The following is an 18,798-nucleotide window of genomic DNA, read 5'->3' on the forward strand; positions in this document are numbered from 1 at the left end:
CAGGGGATAAGGGGCGAGGGGGGCGGTGGCGCGGGCGCTGCAGGCGGCCCCGCCCGGATGCTCCGGCGGGGTGCTCAGGCCGGCGCCACCACGTCGCCCGCTCCGCCGCCGGCCTCGCCCAGGCCGCGCCACCGGGCCGGTCCGGGGAAGTACCGCTGGCGGAACTGGCGTGCCAGCTGCACGGCGCGCCGGGCCGCCTCTTTCGGCGTGGCGGCGAACTCCAGCGGGATGGTGCGGCGGTGGTCGAGGAACCGGCCGTCGGTGAGCACCGTCCGGATCCGGTCGGACCAGCCGCCGGTCCCGGCCAGGACCACCACGGGACGCCCGTTAAGATAGGAAGCGGACAGCTCGCCCAGGGTGCCGTTGCCGCCGCCCATCATGAGGACGGCGTCGGCGCTGTGGACCAGCACCAGGCTCCGCCACTCCATGCCGAGCCCCGTGGTCAGGGGAACGGCCAGCCAGGCGTTCCCCTCCCGGGGGTCGTCACCCGGCAGGATGCCCACCGTCAGGCCCCCGGCTTCCCAGGCGCCCCGGGACACGGCGGCCATCACCCCGTCGCGCCCTCCGCTCAGCACCACCGCCCCCAGGCGGGCCAGGGCGGCCCCCGCCTCCACCGCCGCCCGGTGGAGGTCCGCCGGGATGGCGCCCGAATCGCCGATCACCGCCACCCGCAGCGGCGGCTGGGCGGGGGGCATGCCTCCAAGGTGGGCGGGCAGGTCGTCCTGCCGGTACTCCACAGGGTGATCCACGGGCAACCCTCCTTGCCGTCAGGCGTCGCGCCGGGCCCGCCCTTCGGCCCCGGCGGCCAGTTCTTCCTGCTCGCCGTGCTGCAGCAGCCAGAGGCGGTGGTAGAGGCCACCCCGGGCCAGCAGCTCCCGGTGGGTGCCCACCTCCCGGATGCGTCCCCGGTGCAGCACGATGATGCGGTCCGCGTGCTGGATGGTGGAGAGCCGGTGGGCGACGATCAGCGTGGTCCGGCCCCGGGTCAGCTGCCGCAGCGCCTCCTGGATCAGCTGCTCCGTCTCCGTGTCGATGTTGGCCGTGGCCTCGTCCAGCACCAGGATGGTGGGATCGTACGCCAGGGCGCGGGCGAAGGCCAGCAGCTGGCGCTGGCCCGCCGACAGGGTCGAACCCCGCTCCGTCACGGGCTCGTCGTAGCCCCGCGGCAGGCGCCGGATGAACTCGTCGGCCCTGGTGAGCCGGGCGGCCCGCTCCACGGCGGCGTCGGAGATGGCCGGGTTCCAGAGGCGGATGTTGTCGCGGATGGTGCCGGTGAACAGGAACACGTCCTGCTGGACCACGGCGATGTGGCGGCGCAGCTCCTCCTGGGGCCATTCCCGCACATCGATGCCGTCCACCCGCACGGCGCCCCGCTGGACGTCGTAGAAGCGGGCCATCAGGCTGAGGATCGACGTCTTGCCGGCGCCCGTGTGGCCGACGAAGGCCACCGTCTCGCCGGGTTCGACCCGGAAGGACACGTCCTGCAGCACCCACTCCTCGTCCCGGTAGGCGAACCAGACGTGATCGAACTCCACGGCTCCCCGCACCCGGGCCGGCACCCGGGGACGGGCGGGGTCGACCACCGCCGGCGGCGTGTCCAGGACCCCGAAGATGCGCTCCGCCGAGGCCATGGCGGACTGGAGGATGTTGAACTTCTCGGCCAGCTCGGTGATGGGCCGGAAGAACCGCTGCACGTACTGGATGAAGGCCACCAGGACGCCCAGCTCCAGCTGCCGGCCCAGCACCTGGGCGCCGCCGTAGGCCACCACCAGGGCCAGGGCCAGGGACGACAGGAAGTCGATCACCGGGCGGAACACGGCGAAGATGGTGACCTGGCGCATAGTGGCCTGGAAGTAGGACCGGTTGATCTGGTCGAACTCGGCGAACTGCTCCCGCTCCCGGCGGAAGACCTGGATGATCCGCATCCCCGAGATGTTCTCGGACAGGAAGGCGTTGATCCGGGCCAGCCGCACCCGCACCTGGCGGTAGGCCGCCCGCGCCTGGGTGCGGAACACGGCCGCCGCCACCACCACCAGGGGCAGCACGGCAAAGGCGGTCAGGGCCAGGCGGGCGTTGTAGGCCAGCATGATGCCGGCGATGCCCAAGAGCACGAACAGGTCGCGGAAGAGGTTGACCACCACGCTGGTGTACATCTCGTTGAGGGTCTCCACGTCGTTGGTGACCCGGGTGACGAGCCGCCCCACGGGGTTGCGGTCGAAGTAGCCCAGGTGCATCCGCTGCGGGTGGCCGAAGACCTGGCGGCGGATCTCGGCCACGATCCGCTGGGCCGTCCGGTGCAGCAGGTAGCCCTGGGTGTAGGCCAGCAGGAAGGCCGTGGCCGCCAGCGCCAGGTAGAGCCCGGCGATGCGGGCCACGGCGGCCCGTTCGGGCTGGCGGAACTGGTGCAGCTCCGTCCGGCTGAGCAGCCGCGCCGGCAGGGCCCGGGGCGCCGCGCCTGGACCGTCTCCCGCCCCCGCGGGGGCGAGGATCACCGTCTGGCCGCCGGCCTCCGCTACCTGGAGGCGGGCGGGCGGTGCGGTGACCGGTTCGTCCCCGACCTGGACCAGGTAGTGCTGGCCGCCCTGGGCCTCCAGGACCTGGTAGCGGCCGGCGGCGCGCTGGGCGGGGCCCAGGAAGCCGTCCGGCAGGCGGTCTTCCCGCAGGAAGAACCGGCCCTCGAAGGCCACGGCCTCGCGCTGCAGGCCCTCGGGCAGCTGCTCCAGGGCCGCGGGGGCCAGGGCGATGCGCGGCCGGTCGGCCGCCCGCAGGTGGTGGTCGATGGCCGTACGGATGAGCAACGGACCCGCCAGGTCGGCGGCCGTCACCAGAAGGAGCAGGCCGATGCTGACCAGGATCCACCCCAGGTGCGGCCGCGCATAACCCAGCAGGCGCCGCATCAGGCGACCGTCGTAGATCTTGCCGAGATGCTCGTCTTCCCGGTAGTCCTCCATGATGCCGCAAAGGCTCCTCTCTCGCTGCCATGCCCTCCGCGGCGGGCTCCTGCCCGCGGCTTTGGCCCCGGCACCGGCCGCAGGTCCAGGCGCCGGCAGGCCGCCGGGGCGGGTGCCGTCACTCCGCGGCGATCTGTTCCTCCAGCCGCTGGCGGCGGTAGAGCCGGTAGTACTCGCCGCGGCGGGCCAGCAGCTCCTGATGGGTGCCCCGTTCGATGACCCGCCCGCCGTCCAGCACCAGGATCTCGTCGGCGTGCTGGACCGTCGAGACCCGGTGGGAGATCAGGATGGTGGTGCGGCGGGCCATGATCTCCCGCAGCCGCTGCAGGATGCGGCTCTCCGTCTGGCTGTCCACGGCGGAGAGGCAGTCGTCCAGGATCAGGATCGGCGGGTCCTTGAGCAGCGCCCGGGCGATGCTGATCCGCTGGCGCTGGCCGCCGGAGAGGGTGACCCCGCGCTCGCCCACCGGCGTGTCGAAGCCCCGGGGAAAACCGCGGATGTCCTCTTCCACCTGGGCGTCGCGGGCCGCCGCCACCACGGCCTCCCGGGACCACTGGCCGGGGGCGAAGGCGATGTTCTCCGCGATGGTCTTCGAGAAAAGGAAGTGATCCTGGGGCACGTAACCGATGTCCCGGCGCAGCACCTCCAGCGGGATCTGGCGCACGTCGACGCCGTCGATGAACACCGTGCCGGCGGGCGGGTCGTAGACCCGGACCAGCAGGTTGGCCAGGGTGGTCTTGCCGGAGCCCGTGCGCCCGATCAGAGCCAGGGTGCGGCCGGGCTCGACCGTCACCGTCAGGTCCTGCAGGGCCGGGGGCAGCTCGGGGCGGTACCGGAAGGTGAGGCCGCGGATCTCGATGCGGCCGGCCAGGCGCTCCACGGGGGCCGGCCGGGGAGCGTCGGTGATCTCGGGCCGCTCGGCCAGGATGGCATCGATCCGCTCCATGGAGGCGGCGCCGCGCTCCAGCAGGTTGACCACCCAGCCCACCGCCAGCATGGGCCACACCAGCATGCCCAGGTAGCTGATGAAGGCGACGAAGTCGCCCAGGCTGATGATCCCGTCCAGCACCAGCGACCCGCCGTAACCCACCACGATGACGAAGCCCAGGCCGGCCAGGAAGTCGATCAGGGGGTCGAAGGCGGCATCCACCCGGTGGAGGTGCAGGTTGGCCTCCAGGTAGCGCCGGTTGACCCGCTCGAAGGCCTGTTCTTCCGCCTGGGTGCGGGAGAAGGCTTTCACCACGCGGATGCCCGAGAGGTTCTCCTGCACCCGGTCGGTGAGGTCGCTGAAGATGTCCTGGACCCGGCGGAACCGGGCGTGGATCGCCCGGCCCAGCCCCCAGGAGGAGAGGGCCAGCAGCGGCAGGGGGGCCAGGCCCAGCAGGGTCAGCCGCCAGTCGATGGTCAGCAGCATCACCGCCAGGGTGCCGGTGCTCATCATCAGCGAGTCGGCCAGCATGAGCACTCCGGGGCCCACGGCCATTCGCACCGCCTGGAGGTCGTTGGTGGCGTGGGCCATGAGGTCGCCCGTCTTGTGATGATTGAAGTAGTTGGCGGAGAGGCCCAGCAGGTGGCCGAACAGGCGCTCCCGCAGCTCGCGCTCGATCCGCCACGAGGTCCCGAACACGTAGATCCGCCAGAAATAGCGAAAGATTCCCACGCCGATGGCCAGGCCGACGATGAGCCCGGCGTAGCGCAGGACGCCCGCCATGTCCAGGGCGCCGCGGTCCAGGGCGTCGGTGAAGCGGCCCACCAGCCGGGGAATCACCAGCTGCAGGACGTCGGTGGCCAGCAGGGCACCCACACCCAGGGCATAGCGGTGCCAGTGGGGGCGGATGAGGCGAAGGAGGAAGGTCATGCGCTTGCCCAAGGGGGCTCCATCCTTTCCCGTTCTCCCGGCTCCCGAAAATTCCGGCAAGCTATGAGTATAGCACAGGAACCGGACCCTTTCGGGGCGGCGACCCCCTCATTGCCCGGCGGTCCTGCGAAGGTTATCGGTAAGCGGCCGGGGCCGGTCGTCCCGGCCGGGCCCATCGGCTGCGATGGTCCACCCCCCAGGGTACTCCCCCTGTCTCGCGCGAAGGGGGCCGCCGGCGGCGGTCCCCTTCGCGCGCATGGTTCTCGGTTGTGCCCCGGTTGTCGCGGGCGGTGCCGCATCCTGCCGGCCCGCGGGCCCCGCCTTGACGGCGCCCCCGCAGGCATCGCACGGGAGCCGGCCCGCCCGGGCCGGCGGCCGGCCTACTCCTCGCCGCGGCTGTAGTGGGTTCCCACCGCCGCCGGCGGGGTCGACCGCCGCATCACCCCGGCCAGCACCAGCAGGGTCACCACGTAGGGTACCATCTCGAGGAACTGGTAGGGAATGGCCACGTTGGCCTGGATAGAGAGCGCCTCGGCGGCGCCGAACAAAAGGGAGGCCAGGGCGGCGCCCACCGGGGACCAGTTGCCGAAGATCATGGCGGCCAGGGCGACGAAACCCCGGCCCTGGGTCATCCCCTCCACGTACACGTGGTTGAGCTCGACCACCAGATAGGATCCGGCCAGCCCGGCGAACAGGCCGCTCAGCACCACGCCGGTGATGCGCATGGCCTCCACGTTGACCCCCAGGGTGTCGGCCGCCAGGGGGTTCTCGCCGCACGCCCTCAGGCGCAGGCCGAAGGGGGTCCGTTGCTGGACGTACCACACCAGCAGGATCAACAGCAGGCCCGCCGGGACCAGCGGCGAGATGTCCCCCAGGTAGGGTACGGGCAGCGCCGGCAGCCCTTCGACCCGGGGGGACGTGGTGGCCGTGCCGAAGGCCCGGTAGCTGCCGATGCGCACCAGGCCCGCGGCCAGCAGGTTGATCGCCACGCCGCTGACGATGTGGTCGATGCGGAAGCGGACGGCGGCCACGGCGTGCACCACGGCCAGGGCGGCGCCCGCCAGGGCGCCCGCCACGATGCCGGCCAGCGGCCCGGCGGTGATGCCCACCCAGGCGGAGCAGAAGGCTCCGAACAGCATCATGCCCTCGAGGCCGATGTTCACCACGCCGCCCAGCTCGGTGAAGGTGGCGCCCACGCTGGTGATCAGCACGGGCAGGGCCAGGCGCAGGGTGGCGGCGATGAGGGCCACCAGAGCCACCAGCAGGGCCGGGGACGACGCGTCAGGCGCCGGCATGGTGTCCCTCCTCTCCCGTGGCGGCGGCCGCCTGGGCCTCACCGCCGGAGCGTGGCCGGGCTTCGCCGGGCCGCCCCGCCTGCGGGCCGGCGGCCGGGGAGCCGGTTCCTCCCGCGCCGGTGGCGCCCCGTTCCTGGCCGGCCAGGATGCGAGCCCGCTCCCAGCGGCGCAGCCAGCGGCCCGCCACGGCCGAGGTGATCAGCATGGTCAGGATGATGACGCCTTCCATCACCGTGATGACCTCGCGCGGCACGTCGGCCAGGGCCTGCACGCCCAGGCCGCCCCGCTGCAGGAACGCGAAGAGGAATGACGCCAGCACGATGCCCGCAGGGTGGTTCGCTCCCAAAAGGGCGACGGCGATCCCCGTGAAGCCGTAACCGCGCGGGAAGTCGATGTCCAGGTAACCGAAGTAGCCCAGCAGGTCCGACATGCCGACCAGGCCGGCCAGCGCGCCGCTGAGCAGGAGGGCCCGGCGCTGCACGGCGGGCACGGGGATCCCGGCCGCCCGGGCGGCCTCGGGGTTGAGTCCCACGGACCGCAATTCGAAGCCCAGGGGGGTCCGCCAGAGGAGCAGGTAGACCACCAGGGCCATGGCCAGGGCCACGGGGAAGAACCAGTCCAGAGCCACCGACGGGCGCAGGTGGATGCCCAGCGCCTCGGCCAGCCCGTGGATGCGCGGGATGCGGGCCGTGGCGGCGATCTCGGGCATGCGGACGCGCGTGGTGCCCGCCTGGCTGGGGTCGCGGAAGACGTCCCCGATCAGCCAGAGCAGCAGCGACGTGGCGATGAAGTTCAGCATGATGGTGCTGATGACCTCGTGCACCCCGCGCCGCACCTTGAGCTCCGCAGGCAGCCAGGCCCACAGGGCCCCGCCGGCCACGCCCGCCAGGACGGTCAGGGGCAGGTGCAGCACCGCCGGCAGGCCCGCCAGGTGGATGCCGGCCAGGGAGGCGGTGAAGGCGGCGATGAGGTACTGGCCTTCCACCCCGATGTTGAACAGGCCGGCGCGGAAGCTCAGGGCGACGGCCAGGCCCGACAGGATCAGGGGGGTCATGCGCGACAGGACGCCGGCGATGCTGTCGGCGCTGGAGAGGTTGTAGGTCAGCATCACCTGGAGGACTTCCAGGGGATGGCCGCCCGTCAGCAGCACCACCACGGCCCCGATGAGCCCCGCCAGCACCAGGGCCACCACGGGGACTGCGGCGTAGAGCAGCGTGCGGGCTACCTTCATGCCGTCTCACCCCCCGCCAGCATGAGCCGGCCCAGCCGCTCGGCCGTGGCCTCTTCCCGGGAGAGCTCGCCCGCCAGCCGGCCCCGCACCAGCACGCCCACCCGATCGGCCAGGGCCAGGATCTCCTCCAGGTCCGCCGAGATCAAGAGGATCCCCAGCCCGCGGGCCCGGGCGGCCAGCAACTGCCCCCAGACGAACTCGATGGCACCCACGTCCAGGCCGCGGGTGGGCTGGGCCGCCACGATCAGCCGGGGCTGCCGTTCCAGCTCCCGGGCCAGTATCAGCTTCTGCTGGTTGCCCCCCGAGAGGGCGGCGGCGGGCACGTCGAGGGAAGGGGTGCGCACGTCGTAGCGGGCCACGTACCGGGCGACCCGCTCCCGGATGGAGCGGGGGTGGTAGAACCAGCCGCGGCGCCAGGTGCGGTCGCGGTGGCTGCCCAGCATGGCGTTCTCCCACAGGGTCATGGGCAAGACCAGCGCCTGGCGGTGGCGGTCTTCGGGAATCACCGCCACACCCTCGGCCCGGCGCCGGGCCACGCTCCACCCCGAGGCGTCCCGGCCGAAGATCTCGACCCGCCCGCGGGTCACCGGGCGCAGTCCGGTGACCACCTGGACCAGCTCCGCCTGGCCGTTGCCCTCCACCCCGGCGATGGCGTAGATCTCGCCGGGGTACACCGTGATGCGGATGTCCTCAAGCACGGTGCGCGACCCCTCGACGCAGGTCACGTCCTGCAGGGAGAGGAGGGGTGCCGGTTCTTGCTGCGGCGGCGGCGCGGGCCGGTCCAGGTGGAAGAGCACCGGGCGCCCCACCATCATCTCGGCCAGATGGGGCTTGGTGGCTTCCCGGGCCTCCACCGTCCCGATCACCCGGCCGCGGCGCAGCACCGTGATGCGGTCGGCGATGGCCAGCACCTCGTCCAGCTTGTGGCTGATGAAGAGCACCGTCTTCCCCTGCTGGCGCAGCTCCCTGAGGTGGCGGAAGAGCTCCTCCACCTCCTGGGGCACCAGCACCGCCGTGGGCTCGTCAAGGATGAGCAGCTGGGCGCCCCGGTAGAGCACCTTGAGGATCTCCACCCGCTGCTGCTGGCCCACGGAAAGCCCGGCTACCCGGGCATCGGGGTCCACGTCCAGATGGTAGCGGCGGGCGAGCTCGGCCACCCGGGCCCGGGCGGCCGCCAGGTCCAGCCGGGCCGCGGATCCCGGCTCGCTGCCGAGCACCACGTTCTCCGTCACGGTGAAGCGCGGCACCAGCATGAAGTGCTGGTGGACCATGCCGATGCCCAGCTGGGCCGCGTGGCGCGGGCCGCGCAGGCGTACCGGCCGCCCCTCCAGGCGCACCTCCCCGGCATCGGGCTCGTACAGCCCGGCCAGGATCTTCATCAGGGTCGACTTGCCGGCGCCGTTTTCGCCTACGATGGCGTGGATCTCACCGCGGCGGACGGCAAAGCTGATGTCGTCGTTGGCCACCAGGCCCGGAAAGCGCTTGGTGATGTGGCGGACCTCCAGCATCCACTCCGCGTCGGGCACGACCGGCACCTCCCTGCGCCGCTGCCGCCGGGCACGGGCAGGGGACGGCCCCGTGCCGTCCCCTGCGGTGGAATCCGGCCAGAGGTTCCCTGCCCCGGCCGCAGCGCGCTGTGCCCGGCACGCCTGCAGCGGCCGCGCGGCTCACACGTCGCCCGGCGTCTCGGGCACCTGAATCTCGCCGCTGATGATCTTCTCCTTGAGCTCGTCCAGCTGGGCGGTGATGTCCTCGATCAGGGAGCGGTTCTTGTCGTTGACGGCGTAGCCGACGCCGTCTTCCTTCAGGCCGTAGGCGTGGAGGCCGGCCTTGAAGTTGTCTTCCACCACGGAGCGGATGACGTCGTAGACGGCCACGTCGACCCGCTTCACCATGGAGGTCAGGATCACGTCGGCGTAGTCCGGCGCCGTCAGCGACTGGTCGGCGTCGACGCCGATGGCCAGCTTGCCCTGCTGCTTGACGGCCTCGAACACGCCCTTGCCGGTGCCGCCGGCCGCGTGGTAGATCACGTCGGCGCCCTGCTGGATCTGGGCCAGGGCCAGCTCGCGGCCCTTGGTGGGATTGTTGAACGCTTCGCCGGTGGTGCCGGCGTAGTCGGACAGGACCTTGATGTCGGGGTTGATGTACTTGGCACCGGCCCGGTAGCCGGCCTCGAACCGCTCGATCAGAGGCGTCTTCATGCCGCCCACAAAGCCGATGGTGCCGGTCTGGGTCTTCAGGGCCGCGGCCGCGCCGACCAGGAAGGAGCCTTCATGTTCCTTGAAGGTCAGGCAGGCCACGTTGTCCAGGGGCTCCTCCGGGCAGGAGTCGACGATGGCGAACTTGACCTCCGGATATTCCTTCGCCACGGCGGTGATGGCATCGGTGAAGAGGAAGCCGACGCCGATCACCAGGTCATAGCCCTGGTCTGCAAAAGTCCGCAGCAGGTCTTCCCGGTTCTGGCCGCCGGCGTCGGGTTCGGCGTCCTGGGCCTCGACCTTGTCGCCGAACTCCTGGATCGCCTTTTCCAGGCCGGCGTAGGCCATGTCGTTGAACGACTGGTCTCCCCGGCCGCCCACGTCGTACACCAGGCCGACGCGCACCTTGGTTTCCTGGCCGCCGCCGCCGGCGTTGCCACCCTGGTCCTGGGAGCCGCCTCCACCCCCGCCGCACGCGGAGAGGATGAGGGATCCCGCCACCATGAGGGCCAGGCCTAGCGTCCGGCCTCGGGCTCGCCCGCGCATAGAAAACCCCCCGTCGAAGGCTTTGATGCTGACGCGCGGCTCCGCGAAGGATGTCGAAGCCGCAAACCATGGACGTGTTCCCCGCGCCGAACCAAACTCCTGCCACCATGCCGTTCGCGCACGCCAGAACATTCTGGGGCGTGTGGCGGAGAATACGACGGCTGGCGCCCCATGACAGCCCCGAGCGGTGATCCGTCACAGAAGTGGGGGCGGAAGGAAAAGGACGGCCCCCGTCCTCCGCGGCCCGTCCCCGCCGGGGACGGGCGGAAGGGTGGCCCCCATGCCCCCGGCGCCGGGCCCGACCCCTTGAACCCGGTTACGGGCGGGACACGTGGGGGTTGCCGGCCACCCAGAACCGCCAGGGCACGTCCTTCCACTCGCCCGCGTAGTCGATGTTGATCCTTGGCCCGCGCGCCACGGCCGCCACCGTGAAGGGCGGGCGAGGGTAGTGTATCCGCAGGGGAGAGGCCGGATCGAAGAGGGGCAGGCCGTACTGCCCGCGGGTGATGCCCAATGCCTGGCAGAGCCGGCCGGGTCCGCCCGTGAGGACGCCGGGCCGCGCGAGCCGGTCCCCGCCGGCGCAGCGGCGGCGGGCCATGAGGGCCAGGCCGCGCCGGGGTTCCAGGGCGCGCACCAGGACGGCCTGCGGCTTGCCGGGCTCGGCGGCCACCACGTTGAAGCAGTGGTGCATGCCGTAAATGGAAAACACGTAGGCATGGCCGGCAGGGCCGAACATCACCTCCGTGCGGGCCGTGCGGCGGCCGCCGAAGGAGTGGGCGCCCCGGTCTTCCGGTCCCTGGTAGGCCTCGGTCTCCACGATGATGCCGCTGGCCAGGCCTTCCGGCGTTTCGTGCACCAGCTCAAGGCCGAGAAGGGCCGGTGCCAGCTCGGCCGCAGGCCGGCGGTAGAAGGAGGCCTCCACCACGGGACCCAGGGGGATCGCGTCCACGCCGCCCGCCTCCCGGGGTCCCCCGGCCGGGACGTTCCCGGCGCCCTGGATGCCCTGGGGCGAGCCTCGCGCTGAACGCTGGTTGGAAGGCACGCCGTGCCGCTCGTCCATGGACAACAGTGTAGCGCAGCCGGCGGCCGAGCGGCGGCCGGCGCGGCCGGAGGCGAGCCGGGATCCACCCGGGCGGGTCGGGGGCGGATAAGGGGTGGCAGGTCAGGGCAGGTTAGGGGGGTGGAACCGGCCGGCCCAGTGGGACCTGCCGGCCCGCCCGCGCTGCCAGGCGGGCGGCGGGCCGGGGCCCGGCAAAGGAGGCGGGGGCGCCATGGCGGACAAGGTGCCGGGCCGGGCGGGCAGCCCGCTGCTGGAGCGGGACCCGGCCTACACGGCGTCGCTGCCCGATCCGCGCGGCGACGCCCGCGTGGAGCTGCGCTACCTGGACGACGAGGGCCAGCACATGGTCCTCAGCATGGGGCCCCAGCACCCCAGCACCCACGGCGTGCTGCGGGTGGTGCTGACCCTGGAGGGCGAGACCATCGTCCATGCCGAACCGGACATCGGCTTCATGCACCGCAACTGGGAGAAGCAGGCCGAGTACCGCACCTACGCCATGAACGTCCCCTTTGCGGACCGCAACGACTACATCGCACCCTTCCATAACGAGCGGCTGATCTGCGAGGCCATCGAGCGGCTGCTGGGCGTGGAGGTGCCCGAGCGGGCCCGGTGGCTGCGGCTGGCCCTGTGCGAGATGGAGCGGATCGCCAGCCATGTGCTCTGGGCGGGCACCATGGGCCTGGACCTGGGCGCGGTGACGCCCTTTTTGTTCGCCTGGCGGGACCGGGAGATGTACTACATGCTGGTCCAGGAGCTTTCGGGCGGCCGGCTCTTCCCCCAGTTCATGCGCATCGGCGGGCTCCGCAACGATACCCCCGACGGTTGGGTCGAGCGGGCCCTGGCCTGGCTCGACCACATGGAGAGGGAGGCCTGGCCGGAGTACGTCCAGCTCCTGTTCGACAACGAGATGTACGTCCGCCGCACCCGCGGCATCGGCGTCCTGGCGCCCCGGCAGGCGGTGTCCTGGCAGGCCAGCGGTCCTGTGCTGCGGGGCTGCGGCGTGCCGCGGGACCTGCGGGCCTCGGACCAGGGCGTACCCTACCGGGAGCTGGGCTTTCGCCCCGTGGTGGCCGAAGGCGGCGACGTGTGGGCGCGCAACCAGGTCCGGATCCAGGAGATCCTGGAGAGCGTGCGCCTGGCCCGGGAGGCCCTGCGCCGGCTGCCCGGGGGGCCGGTGATGGCCAAGCTGCCCCGGGCTCTCCGCCCCACGGGGGAGATCTACCACGAGATCGAATCGCCCCGGGGCGTCATCGGCCTCTACCTGGTGGCGGGGGGCGACGTCATGCCGTATCGCGCCCACTGGCGCTCGCCCTGCTTCGTGCACCTGCAGCTGCTCCCCCTCATGGCCCGCGGCCATCTGGTGGCCGACATGACGGCCATCATCGGCAGCATCGACATCGTCCTGTGCGAAGTGGACCGCTAGACCAGGGGCACCAGGCTGCGGCGCGGGGTCCTGCGCCCACCCGCAGGACCTGGAGGGCGCGGTGGTAACTGCAACCGGAGGCCCCGGCCCCGCCCCCGCGCCGCCGCCTCGAGGGCTGGGGCCCGCCGGCCCGCCTGGCCGCAGGCCCACCGGCCCGCCGGCGCCCCGGTGCATGCGGCCCACCACCCTGCCGGCCGGACCCGCCTCGCGCGTCGTGGCATCTCGCTGGCCTTCCCTGCAGCTTGGCCATGCTGGCCTCCCGGCCCGCCTGCCCTTGACAACGGGTGCCTGCCCTGCCTACGCTGGGCACGATGGTTGTGACCGCGGTCACACTATGACCATGGTCATCACAGCCGCCGGAGGTGGCCGGGAGGTGAACCTGCGCCAGGCCCAGCGGGAGGCGGTGCGCCAGGCCCTCATCCGAGAAGGGATGCGCCTTCTGGCGCGCGAGGGCTTCGCTGCCACCACGGTGGACCAGATCGCCAGCGCCGCCGGCGTCGCCAAGGGCACGTTCTACAACTACTTCGCCACCAAGGAAGACCTGGCCCTGGCGGCTCTGCCGCCCCGCCTGGAAGCGCTGCGCCGCGAGCTGGAGGCCGCGGGCGCGATGCCGCTGCGCGCCGCCCTGCACCACCTGCTGTCCCGGCTGGTGGAGTGGACGCAACAGGTCCACCCGGACGTGATCTGGCTTTGGTGCATCGAGAACCTGCGCCGCGGGGCGGACGAGCCGGCATCGCGCTTGCTCCACCGCCTGGTCACCGACCTCTGTGCCCGCGGCCAGGCGCGGGGCGAGCTTCAAGACTCCCGCCCGCCGGAAGAACTGGCCCTGGACATCGAGGGCATCGCCCTGGCCCGCCTGGCCGCCTGGTACCACAGCGGGGCGCCGCCGGGACTCCTGCCCCACCTGCTGGCCGCCGTCGACACCTACCTGGCGGGAGCCGGCCTCCGGGAGGAGCCGGCCGGCCGGGCGGGCGGATCATGGCCCGCTGCCGGCCCGGGTCCGGTTCCGCCACCCCCACCGCCGGACCCGAACCGCCAGGGTCCGCCGCCGTCTTCTGAAGGCCCGGAAGGTACGCAGGCCAAGGGAAAGGAGAGCGGAGGGCCGTGATCCACGCGCTTCCCCAGTTGTACACCGCGCCCCAGCCTGGGCCGGAGGCGGGGCCGCAACCTGGATCCCAGACCGGACCTCAACCGCAAGCGCAGCCCGAACACCGCTTTCGCGCCGGGCACCACCCTGAACCGCCTGCGGGCCTTCACGGCGCCGCCCGGCCGTGGCGCCGGCCGGCGGCTGCCGCCCTGCCGCCCGGCCGCGGCACCCGGGAAGCGGGCGGGCCGCCGTCTTGGTTGCGGCATCCCGGGACGGGGATGTCCCGCCGGGGGCGGCGGCCCCCGAAGCGGAGAGGGCCGGGGTGGCCCCGCTTGACCGCCCTGCTGGTGGCTGGGACCCTGCTCCTGGCGGCCTGCGGCAGCGGGGAAGGGGGCGAGGAGGCGGCGGGCAGTGGCGCCAGCCCGGAGGCCGTGGTGCCGGTGGAGGTGGTCACGGCGGTCGAGGGCACGGTCGCAGAGCCGGTGGAACTGGCCGGCCGGGTCCGGGCCCGTTCCGAGGTCGCCGTGCGGCCCCAGGCGGCCGGTGCCATCACCGCCGTCCACGTGAGGGTGGGCGACCGGGTCAAGGCCGGCCAGTTGCTGGTCGAACTCGATCCCACCGTGGCTCGGGCTCAGGTCGATCAGGCGGAGGCGGCCCTGGCGGCCGCCCGGGCCGCCGCCCGGCAGGCCGCCCAGGCCCGGGAGGCCCAGATCCTGCAGGCCGACGCCGAGCTGCGCCAGGCGGAGCTGGCAAGGGAAGGGGCCCGGGTCCAGCTGGACGGTGCCCGGCAGAGGCTGGCAACCTTGCAGGCCCAGTGGCAGGCCCTGGAGTGTGCGGCCGGCAGCGGCCCGGCGGCCACGGCGGCCGGCAGCGGGCTGGCCGGCACCGGCAGCTCCGGTTGGGCCGGTAGCGCCCCGCAGGCCGGCGGCACCGGGACGGGCGGACCCGGAACCGGTGGGGAAGGGGGCTGCCCGTCGCTGGCCGCTTCCCTGGCGGAGGCCCAGGCGGCGGTGCGCCAGGCGGAGTTCAACCTGCAGGCGGCCCGGGTGCGCCTCGATGCGGCCCGGCGTGCCCGGGACCTGGCGCGGCAAGGGGATCCGGCGGCGGCCGCCCGGGCCCAGGTGGAGCAGGCCGAGGCGGCCCTGGCCCTGGCGCGCCACCAGCTCGATCTGACCCGGGTGACCGCCCCGGTGGCCGGGGTGGTGGCGGCGATCCATGCCCAGGTGGGTGCCCTGGCGTCGCCCCAGGGGGTGGATCCCCTGGTGGTGCTGGTGGACCCGGGACCCGCGCAGGTCGAGGCGCAGGTGCCGGCCGGTTTGTACGGCGCCGTGGAGGTGGGCGGCACCGTGGAGGTGACGGCCGGGTCGACCGCCTGGCAGGGCCGGGTGATCGAGAAGACCCTGGTGGCCGACCCGCGCACCGGAACCTACACCGTGACCGTGGAGCTCCTGGGCCAGGACGGGCGTGAATGGCCCGTTTCGGGGCAGCCGGCCACCCTGCGGTTCACGCCTCAAGGTGGGGCGCGGGGCGTGGTGATCCCCGTGGACGCCCTTCAGGAGGGGGACGAGCCGGGCCAGGGCGTGGTCTTCGTGGTCGAGGGCGATCGCGCCGCCCGCCGGGAAGTGCGATACGGCGCCGTCACCTCCCGGCAGGCCCTGGTCCTGGAGGGGCTGCGGCCGGGGGACCGGGTGATCACCCGGGGCGCGGCGGGCCTGGCCGGCGGCGAGCGGGTCCGGATCGTGGAAGAGGGCGGTCCGCGGTGAGCGTCGCGCGCTTTTCCGTCCACCGTCCGGTCTTCGTCACGGTGCTGGTGATCGCCCTGGTGCTGCTGGGCGCCTTCCTGCTGCCCGCCATGCCCGTCGACCTCCTGCCCCAGCTGGAGCTGCCCGTGGTGGTGGTGGCCACCTCCTACCCCGGCGCCTCGCCCGCCGAGCTGGAGGCCCGGGTGGTCGAGCCCCTCGAGCAGGCGGTCAGCACCATCAACGGGGTCAAGGGGGTCCGCTCCATCGCCCAGCCCGGCTCGGCCCTGGTCATCCTCGAGCTGAACTGGGGCACCGACCTGGACTTCACGGTGCTGGAAGTCCAGAAGCGCATCGACGCGGTGCGGGGCCTTCTGCCGGACGATGCCGGCAGCCCGCGGGTGCTGACCCTGGATCCGTCGGCGGAGCCCGTGGTGACCGTGGGCGTCACGGGAGACCTGCCGGCCGGGCAGCTCCAGGCCCTGGCGGAAGACCGGGTGGCGCCGGCGCTGGAGCAGGTGGACGGCGTCGCCTCCGTCGGCGTGGTGGGCCTGCGCCACAGGGAGGTGCGGGTCATCCTCGATCCCGCGCGCCTTGAGGCGTACGGCCTGAGCCCCGCCCTGGTGGCGCGGGCCCTGGGGGGCGGGGCGACCCTGGCCACGGCGGGTTCCGTCGACCGCGGCAGCGCCGCCCTCTCGGTGCGGCTCGACGCCCAGTACACCAGCGCCCGGGACGTGGCCGAGGCCGTGGTGACCACGCCCGCCGGGGCGGCGGTGCGCATCGCCGACATCGCCACCGTGGAGGAGGCACTGGCGGACCCGGCGCAGCTGGCTTACCTGGACGGCAAGCCCGTGGTGCAGCTCCAGGTGCTGAAGGCCACCGACGGGAACACCCTGGCCGTCTCCCGGGGCGTGGAGCAGGCGCTGCAGCGGCTGGCACCCCAGTTGCCGCCGGGGGTGGAGCTGCGCACCATCCTGGACCAGGGCGACTTCATCCAGGAATCCGTGCGGACGGTGGCCGAACACGGCGTCCTGGGCGGTCTGATCGCGGTGGCCGTCCTCTACCTGTTCCTGGGCAACTGGCGCACCACCCTGGTGGTGGGCCTGATGCTGCCCGTCTCCGTGGTCGGCTCCTTCGCCATGCTGGCCGCCGCCGGCCAAACCCTCAACATCGTCTCCCTGGGCGGCCTGCTAATCGGCATCGGCTCGCTGGTCGACTTCGCCATCGTTGTGATCGAGAGCATCCACCGCTACAGGATGCGGGGCACGCCCCCCCTGCAGGGTGCCGAGGAGGGGACGGCGGAGGTCGCGGCGGCGGTGACGGCGTCGGCCATCGCCCAGGGGGCCGTGTTCTTCCCGATGATGCTCACCGGTGGGCTGGCGGCGGAGCTGTTCACGCCGCTGGCGCTGGCGGTGATCTTCTCCCACGTGGCGGCCCTGTTCGGCGCGGTCACCTTCGTGCCCATGCTGGCGGCCCGGGTGCTGGGGAGCCACTACCAGCCGTCGGGGCTGCTGGCCGGGTTCCACCGGGCCATCGAGCGGCTGGAGCAGGGCTACCGGCGGCTGCTGGCCGGCAGCCTGCGCCGGCGGGGGCTGGTGATGGCGGCGGGCCTGGCGAGCTTCGTGGCCAGCCTGGCGGCGGCGCCCTGGCTGGGGTCCGAGTTCCTGCCGCCCTCGGACAGCGGGCAGATCCAGGTGACGGTGCGCACGCCGCCCGGCACGCGGCTGGAAGAGACGGCGTCGGCGGCGCGGCGGGTTGAAGAGCTCCTGATGGCCCTGCCCGAAGCCGACCGGGTGGTCACCACCGTGGGTGCCGCAGGGGGGGCCTTCACCACCGGCGCCGCCGCGGCCAACGAGGCCGCCGTCACCGCGGTGCTGGTCCCGGTCCAGCAGCGGGACCGCTCGGTCTTCCAGGTGCTGCAGGCCCTGCAGCCCGAGCTGGAGGCCATTCCGGGGGCTGAAATCCAGGCCACGGTAGCGTCGTCGGTCATGGCAGGGGGGCTGCAGCAGCTGGAGGTGCAGGTGGCGGGCGACGACCCTGACCTGCTGGCCGCCATGGCCGACCAGGTGGTGGACCGGGCCCGCCGCCTGCCCGGCGTGGCGGCGGCGGACAACAGCCTGCGCCAGACCCGGCCGGAGGTGGTGGTCCGTCCCGACCGGGAGGCCCTGGCGCGGGCCGGCCTGACGGTCCAGGAAGTCGAGGTGGCCCTCCGGGCGGCCCTGGGGGGCGTGACGGTGGCCCGGGTGCGGACCGGCACCGACCAGTGGGACGTGCGCCTGCTGTTGCCCCAGGACTGGCAGCGGCGGTACGGCGCCCTGGACGACCTCCCCCTGCGGTCCGCCCTGGGTGGCGTGGTGCGGCTGGGCGACGTGGCCCAGGTGACGGTGGAACGGGCCCCCCTGGCCATCACCCGCCAGGACGGCCGCCGGCAGGTGATCGTGGCGGTCCACCTGGACGGCAGCCGGCCTCTGGGCGAAGTCTCCGCCGCCCTGCAGCGGGAGCTGGCGTCCATGGACTGGCCCGGCGGCATGACCTGGACGGTGGCCGGGGAGGCCGAGCGGATGAACGAGACCTTCCGCTCCCTGGGCCTGTCCATCGTGCTGGCCGTGCTGCTGGTCTATCTGATCATGGCGGCCCAGTTCGAATCCTTCTTCCACCCGCTGGTGATCCTGTTCAGCCTCCCTCCCACGGTGGTGGGGGCGGTGGCGGGCATGGCCCTGCACCGCCTGCCCATCGGGGTCACCGCCCTGCTGGGCTTCCTGATGCTGGTGGGCGTGGTGATGAACAACGCCATCGTGCTGGTGGACTACACCAACGTGCTGCGGCGGCGCGGCATGCCCCGGGACCAGGCGTTGCTGCAGGCGGGCCCGGTGCGCCTGCGCCCCATCCTGATGACCATGCTGACCACCAACCTGGGCTTGGTGCCCTTCGCCTACCTGCCGGGCCCGTCGTCCGAGCTGTTACGGCCCCTGGCGGTGGTGGTGATCTACGGCCTGTTGATGTCCACGCTGGTGACCCTGGTGCTGGTCCCCGTGGCCTACAGCCTGCTGGACGATGTCCTGCGGCGGTTGGGCCGGATCTTCCGGCGGGGCGCCGGGCGGGACGAGGCGGTTACCGGTGCGGGGCTGGCGGAATCGGGCCAGTAGGTCCGCGGCGCCGGGGCTGGTGAAAGCGGGGCCGTAGCGCCGCGGCAAGAACCTATCGGAAGCGGGGCCCTCGTGCCGCGGCGGGGGCTGGCGGTAGCGCCGTAACGGCCGGCGGCGCCGGGGCTGCAGCTTCGCCGTGCCGGAGGCGTGCGGGCGGCCGGTGCGCGGCCGAGAGGTCTGGGGCTTGAAGGTACCGCGCGGGCCCGAGGGCCGCCGGGGGTGCCTTGCTGCAGGGCATCCCCCGGTGGCCCTGCCGCCGTACCC

Annotated in this window: 12 protein-coding genes; 4 read left to right on the forward strand and 8 right to left on the reverse strand. The window is 73.1% G+C overall.

The genetic code is table 11. The features are described 5' to 3' along the window. Nucleotides 1-74: 74 nt before the first annotated feature. The 8 genes from ACZ5T9_RS07300 to ACZ5T9_RS07335 all read right to left on the reverse strand — a co-directional run bounded on the left by ACZ5T9_RS07300 (nucleotide 75) and on the right by ACZ5T9_RS07335 (nucleotide 11,028). Entirely contained in the window at nucleotides 75-749 is a 675-nt protein-coding gene (locus ACZ5T9_RS07300; protein ID WP_464832429.1) for a TIGR00725 family protein, read from the reverse strand. Nucleotides 750-767: 18 nt separating this feature from the next. After that, the gene (locus ACZ5T9_RS07305) at nucleotides 768-2,951 is read right to left on the reverse strand and encodes an ABC transporter ATP-binding protein (RefSeq protein ID WP_464832430.1); all 2,184 of its coding nucleotides are present in this window, start codon (nucleotides 2,949-2,951) and stop codon (nucleotides 768-770) included. A 118-nt stretch (nucleotides 2,952-3,069) separates the two neighbouring features. Beyond that, nucleotides 3,070-4,821, reverse strand: coding sequence for an ABC transporter ATP-binding protein (locus ACZ5T9_RS07310; protein WP_464832431.1), 1,752 nt, complete (start codon nucleotides 4,819-4,821; stop codon nucleotides 3,070-3,072). 368 nt (nucleotides 4,822-5,189) lie between these two features. Beyond that, nucleotides 5,190-6,104, reverse strand: coding sequence for an ABC transporter permease (locus ACZ5T9_RS07315; protein ID WP_006903831.1), 915 nt, complete (start codon nucleotides 6,102-6,104; stop codon nucleotides 5,190-5,192). Continuing rightward, nucleotides 6,091-7,335 carry an ABC transporter permease gene (locus ACZ5T9_RS07320; RefSeq protein WP_464832432.1) on the reverse strand — a complete coding sequence of 415 codons (1,245 nt, stop codon included), beginning with the start codon at nucleotides 7,333-7,335 and terminating at the stop codon, nucleotides 6,091-6,093. Before ACZ5T9_RS07320 ends, ACZ5T9_RS07315 begins: the two co-directional genes overlap by 14 nt. Beyond that, nucleotides 7,332-8,861, reverse strand: a complete 1,530-nt coding sequence (locus ACZ5T9_RS07325) for an ABC transporter ATP-binding protein (RefSeq protein ID WP_006903833.1) — start codon at nucleotides 8,859-8,861, stop codon at nucleotides 7,332-7,334. Before ACZ5T9_RS07325 ends, ACZ5T9_RS07320 begins: the two co-directional genes overlap by 4 nt. 141 nt (nucleotides 8,862-9,002) lie before the next feature. Further along, nucleotides 9,003-10,079: a BMP family lipoprotein gene (locus ACZ5T9_RS07330; protein ID WP_464832434.1), complete on the reverse strand. Its 1,077-nt coding sequence runs from the start codon at nucleotides 10,077-10,079 to the stop codon at nucleotides 9,003-9,005. Nucleotides 10,080-10,395: 316 nt separating this feature from the next. Then, complete coding sequence (locus ACZ5T9_RS07335; protein ID WP_006903835.1) at nucleotides 10,396-11,028, reverse strand: DNA-3-methyladenine glycosylase; 633 nt, start codon at nucleotides 11,026-11,028, stop codon at nucleotides 10,396-10,398. A gap of 322 nt (nucleotides 11,029-11,350) precedes the next feature. On the opposite strand from ACZ5T9_RS07335, the gene ACZ5T9_RS07340 reads away from it, so the two are divergent. The 4 genes from ACZ5T9_RS07340 to ACZ5T9_RS07355 all read left to right on the forward strand — a co-directional run bounded on the left by ACZ5T9_RS07340 (nucleotide 11,351) and on the right by ACZ5T9_RS07355 (nucleotide 18,534). Then, a complete protein-coding gene (locus ACZ5T9_RS07340; RefSeq protein WP_464832435.1) occupies nucleotides 11,351-12,562 on the forward strand; it encodes an NADH-quinone oxidoreductase subunit D in 1,212 nt (403 codons plus the stop codon). Between the two features lie 373 nt (nucleotides 12,563-12,935). Further along, on the forward strand, nucleotides 12,936-13,670 hold the full coding sequence (locus tag ACZ5T9_RS07345; RefSeq protein ID WP_464832436.1) for a TetR/AcrR family transcriptional regulator: 735 nt from the start codon (nucleotides 12,936-12,938) through the stop codon (nucleotides 13,668-13,670). A 311-nt stretch (nucleotides 13,671-13,981) separates the two neighbouring features. After that, complete coding sequence (locus ACZ5T9_RS07350; protein ID WP_464832437.1) at nucleotides 13,982-15,412, forward strand: efflux RND transporter periplasmic adaptor subunit; 1,431 nt, start codon at nucleotides 13,982-13,984, stop codon at nucleotides 15,410-15,412. Then, the gene (locus ACZ5T9_RS07355; protein WP_464832438.1) at nucleotides 15,409-18,534 is read left to right on the forward strand and encodes an efflux RND transporter permease subunit; all 3,126 of its coding nucleotides are present in this window, start codon (nucleotides 15,409-15,411) and stop codon (nucleotides 18,532-18,534) included. Before ACZ5T9_RS07350 ends, ACZ5T9_RS07355 begins: the two co-directional genes overlap by 4 nt. The last annotated feature ends 264 nt before the right edge of the window (nucleotides 18,535-18,798 follow it).

Source organism: Thermaerobacter nagasakiensis (assembly GCF_055396825.1).

What these genes read in the sequence shown, in the direction of transcription:
- ACZ5T9_RS07305 (WP_464832430.1), bottom strand. Translation starts at nt 2,951, where the DNA reads ATGGAGGACTACCGGGAAGACGAGCATCTCGGCAAGATCTACGACGGT.
- ACZ5T9_RS07315 (WP_006903831.1), bottom strand. Translation starts at nt 6,104, where the DNA reads ATGCCGGCGCCTGACGCGTCGTCCCCGGCCCTGCTGGTGGCTCTGGTG.
- ACZ5T9_RS07320 (WP_464832432.1), bottom strand. Translation starts at nt 7,335, where the DNA reads ATGAAGGTAGCCCGCACGCTGCTCTACGCCGCAGTCCCCGTGGTGGCC.
- ACZ5T9_RS07330 (WP_464832434.1), bottom strand. Translation starts at nt 10,079, where the DNA reads ATGCGCGGGCGAGCCCGAGGCCGGACGCTAGGCCTGGCCCTCATGGTG.
- ACZ5T9_RS07340 (WP_464832435.1), top strand. Translation starts at nt 11,351, where the DNA reads ATGGCGGACAAGGTGCCGGGCCGGGCGGGCAGCCCGCTGCTGGAGCGG.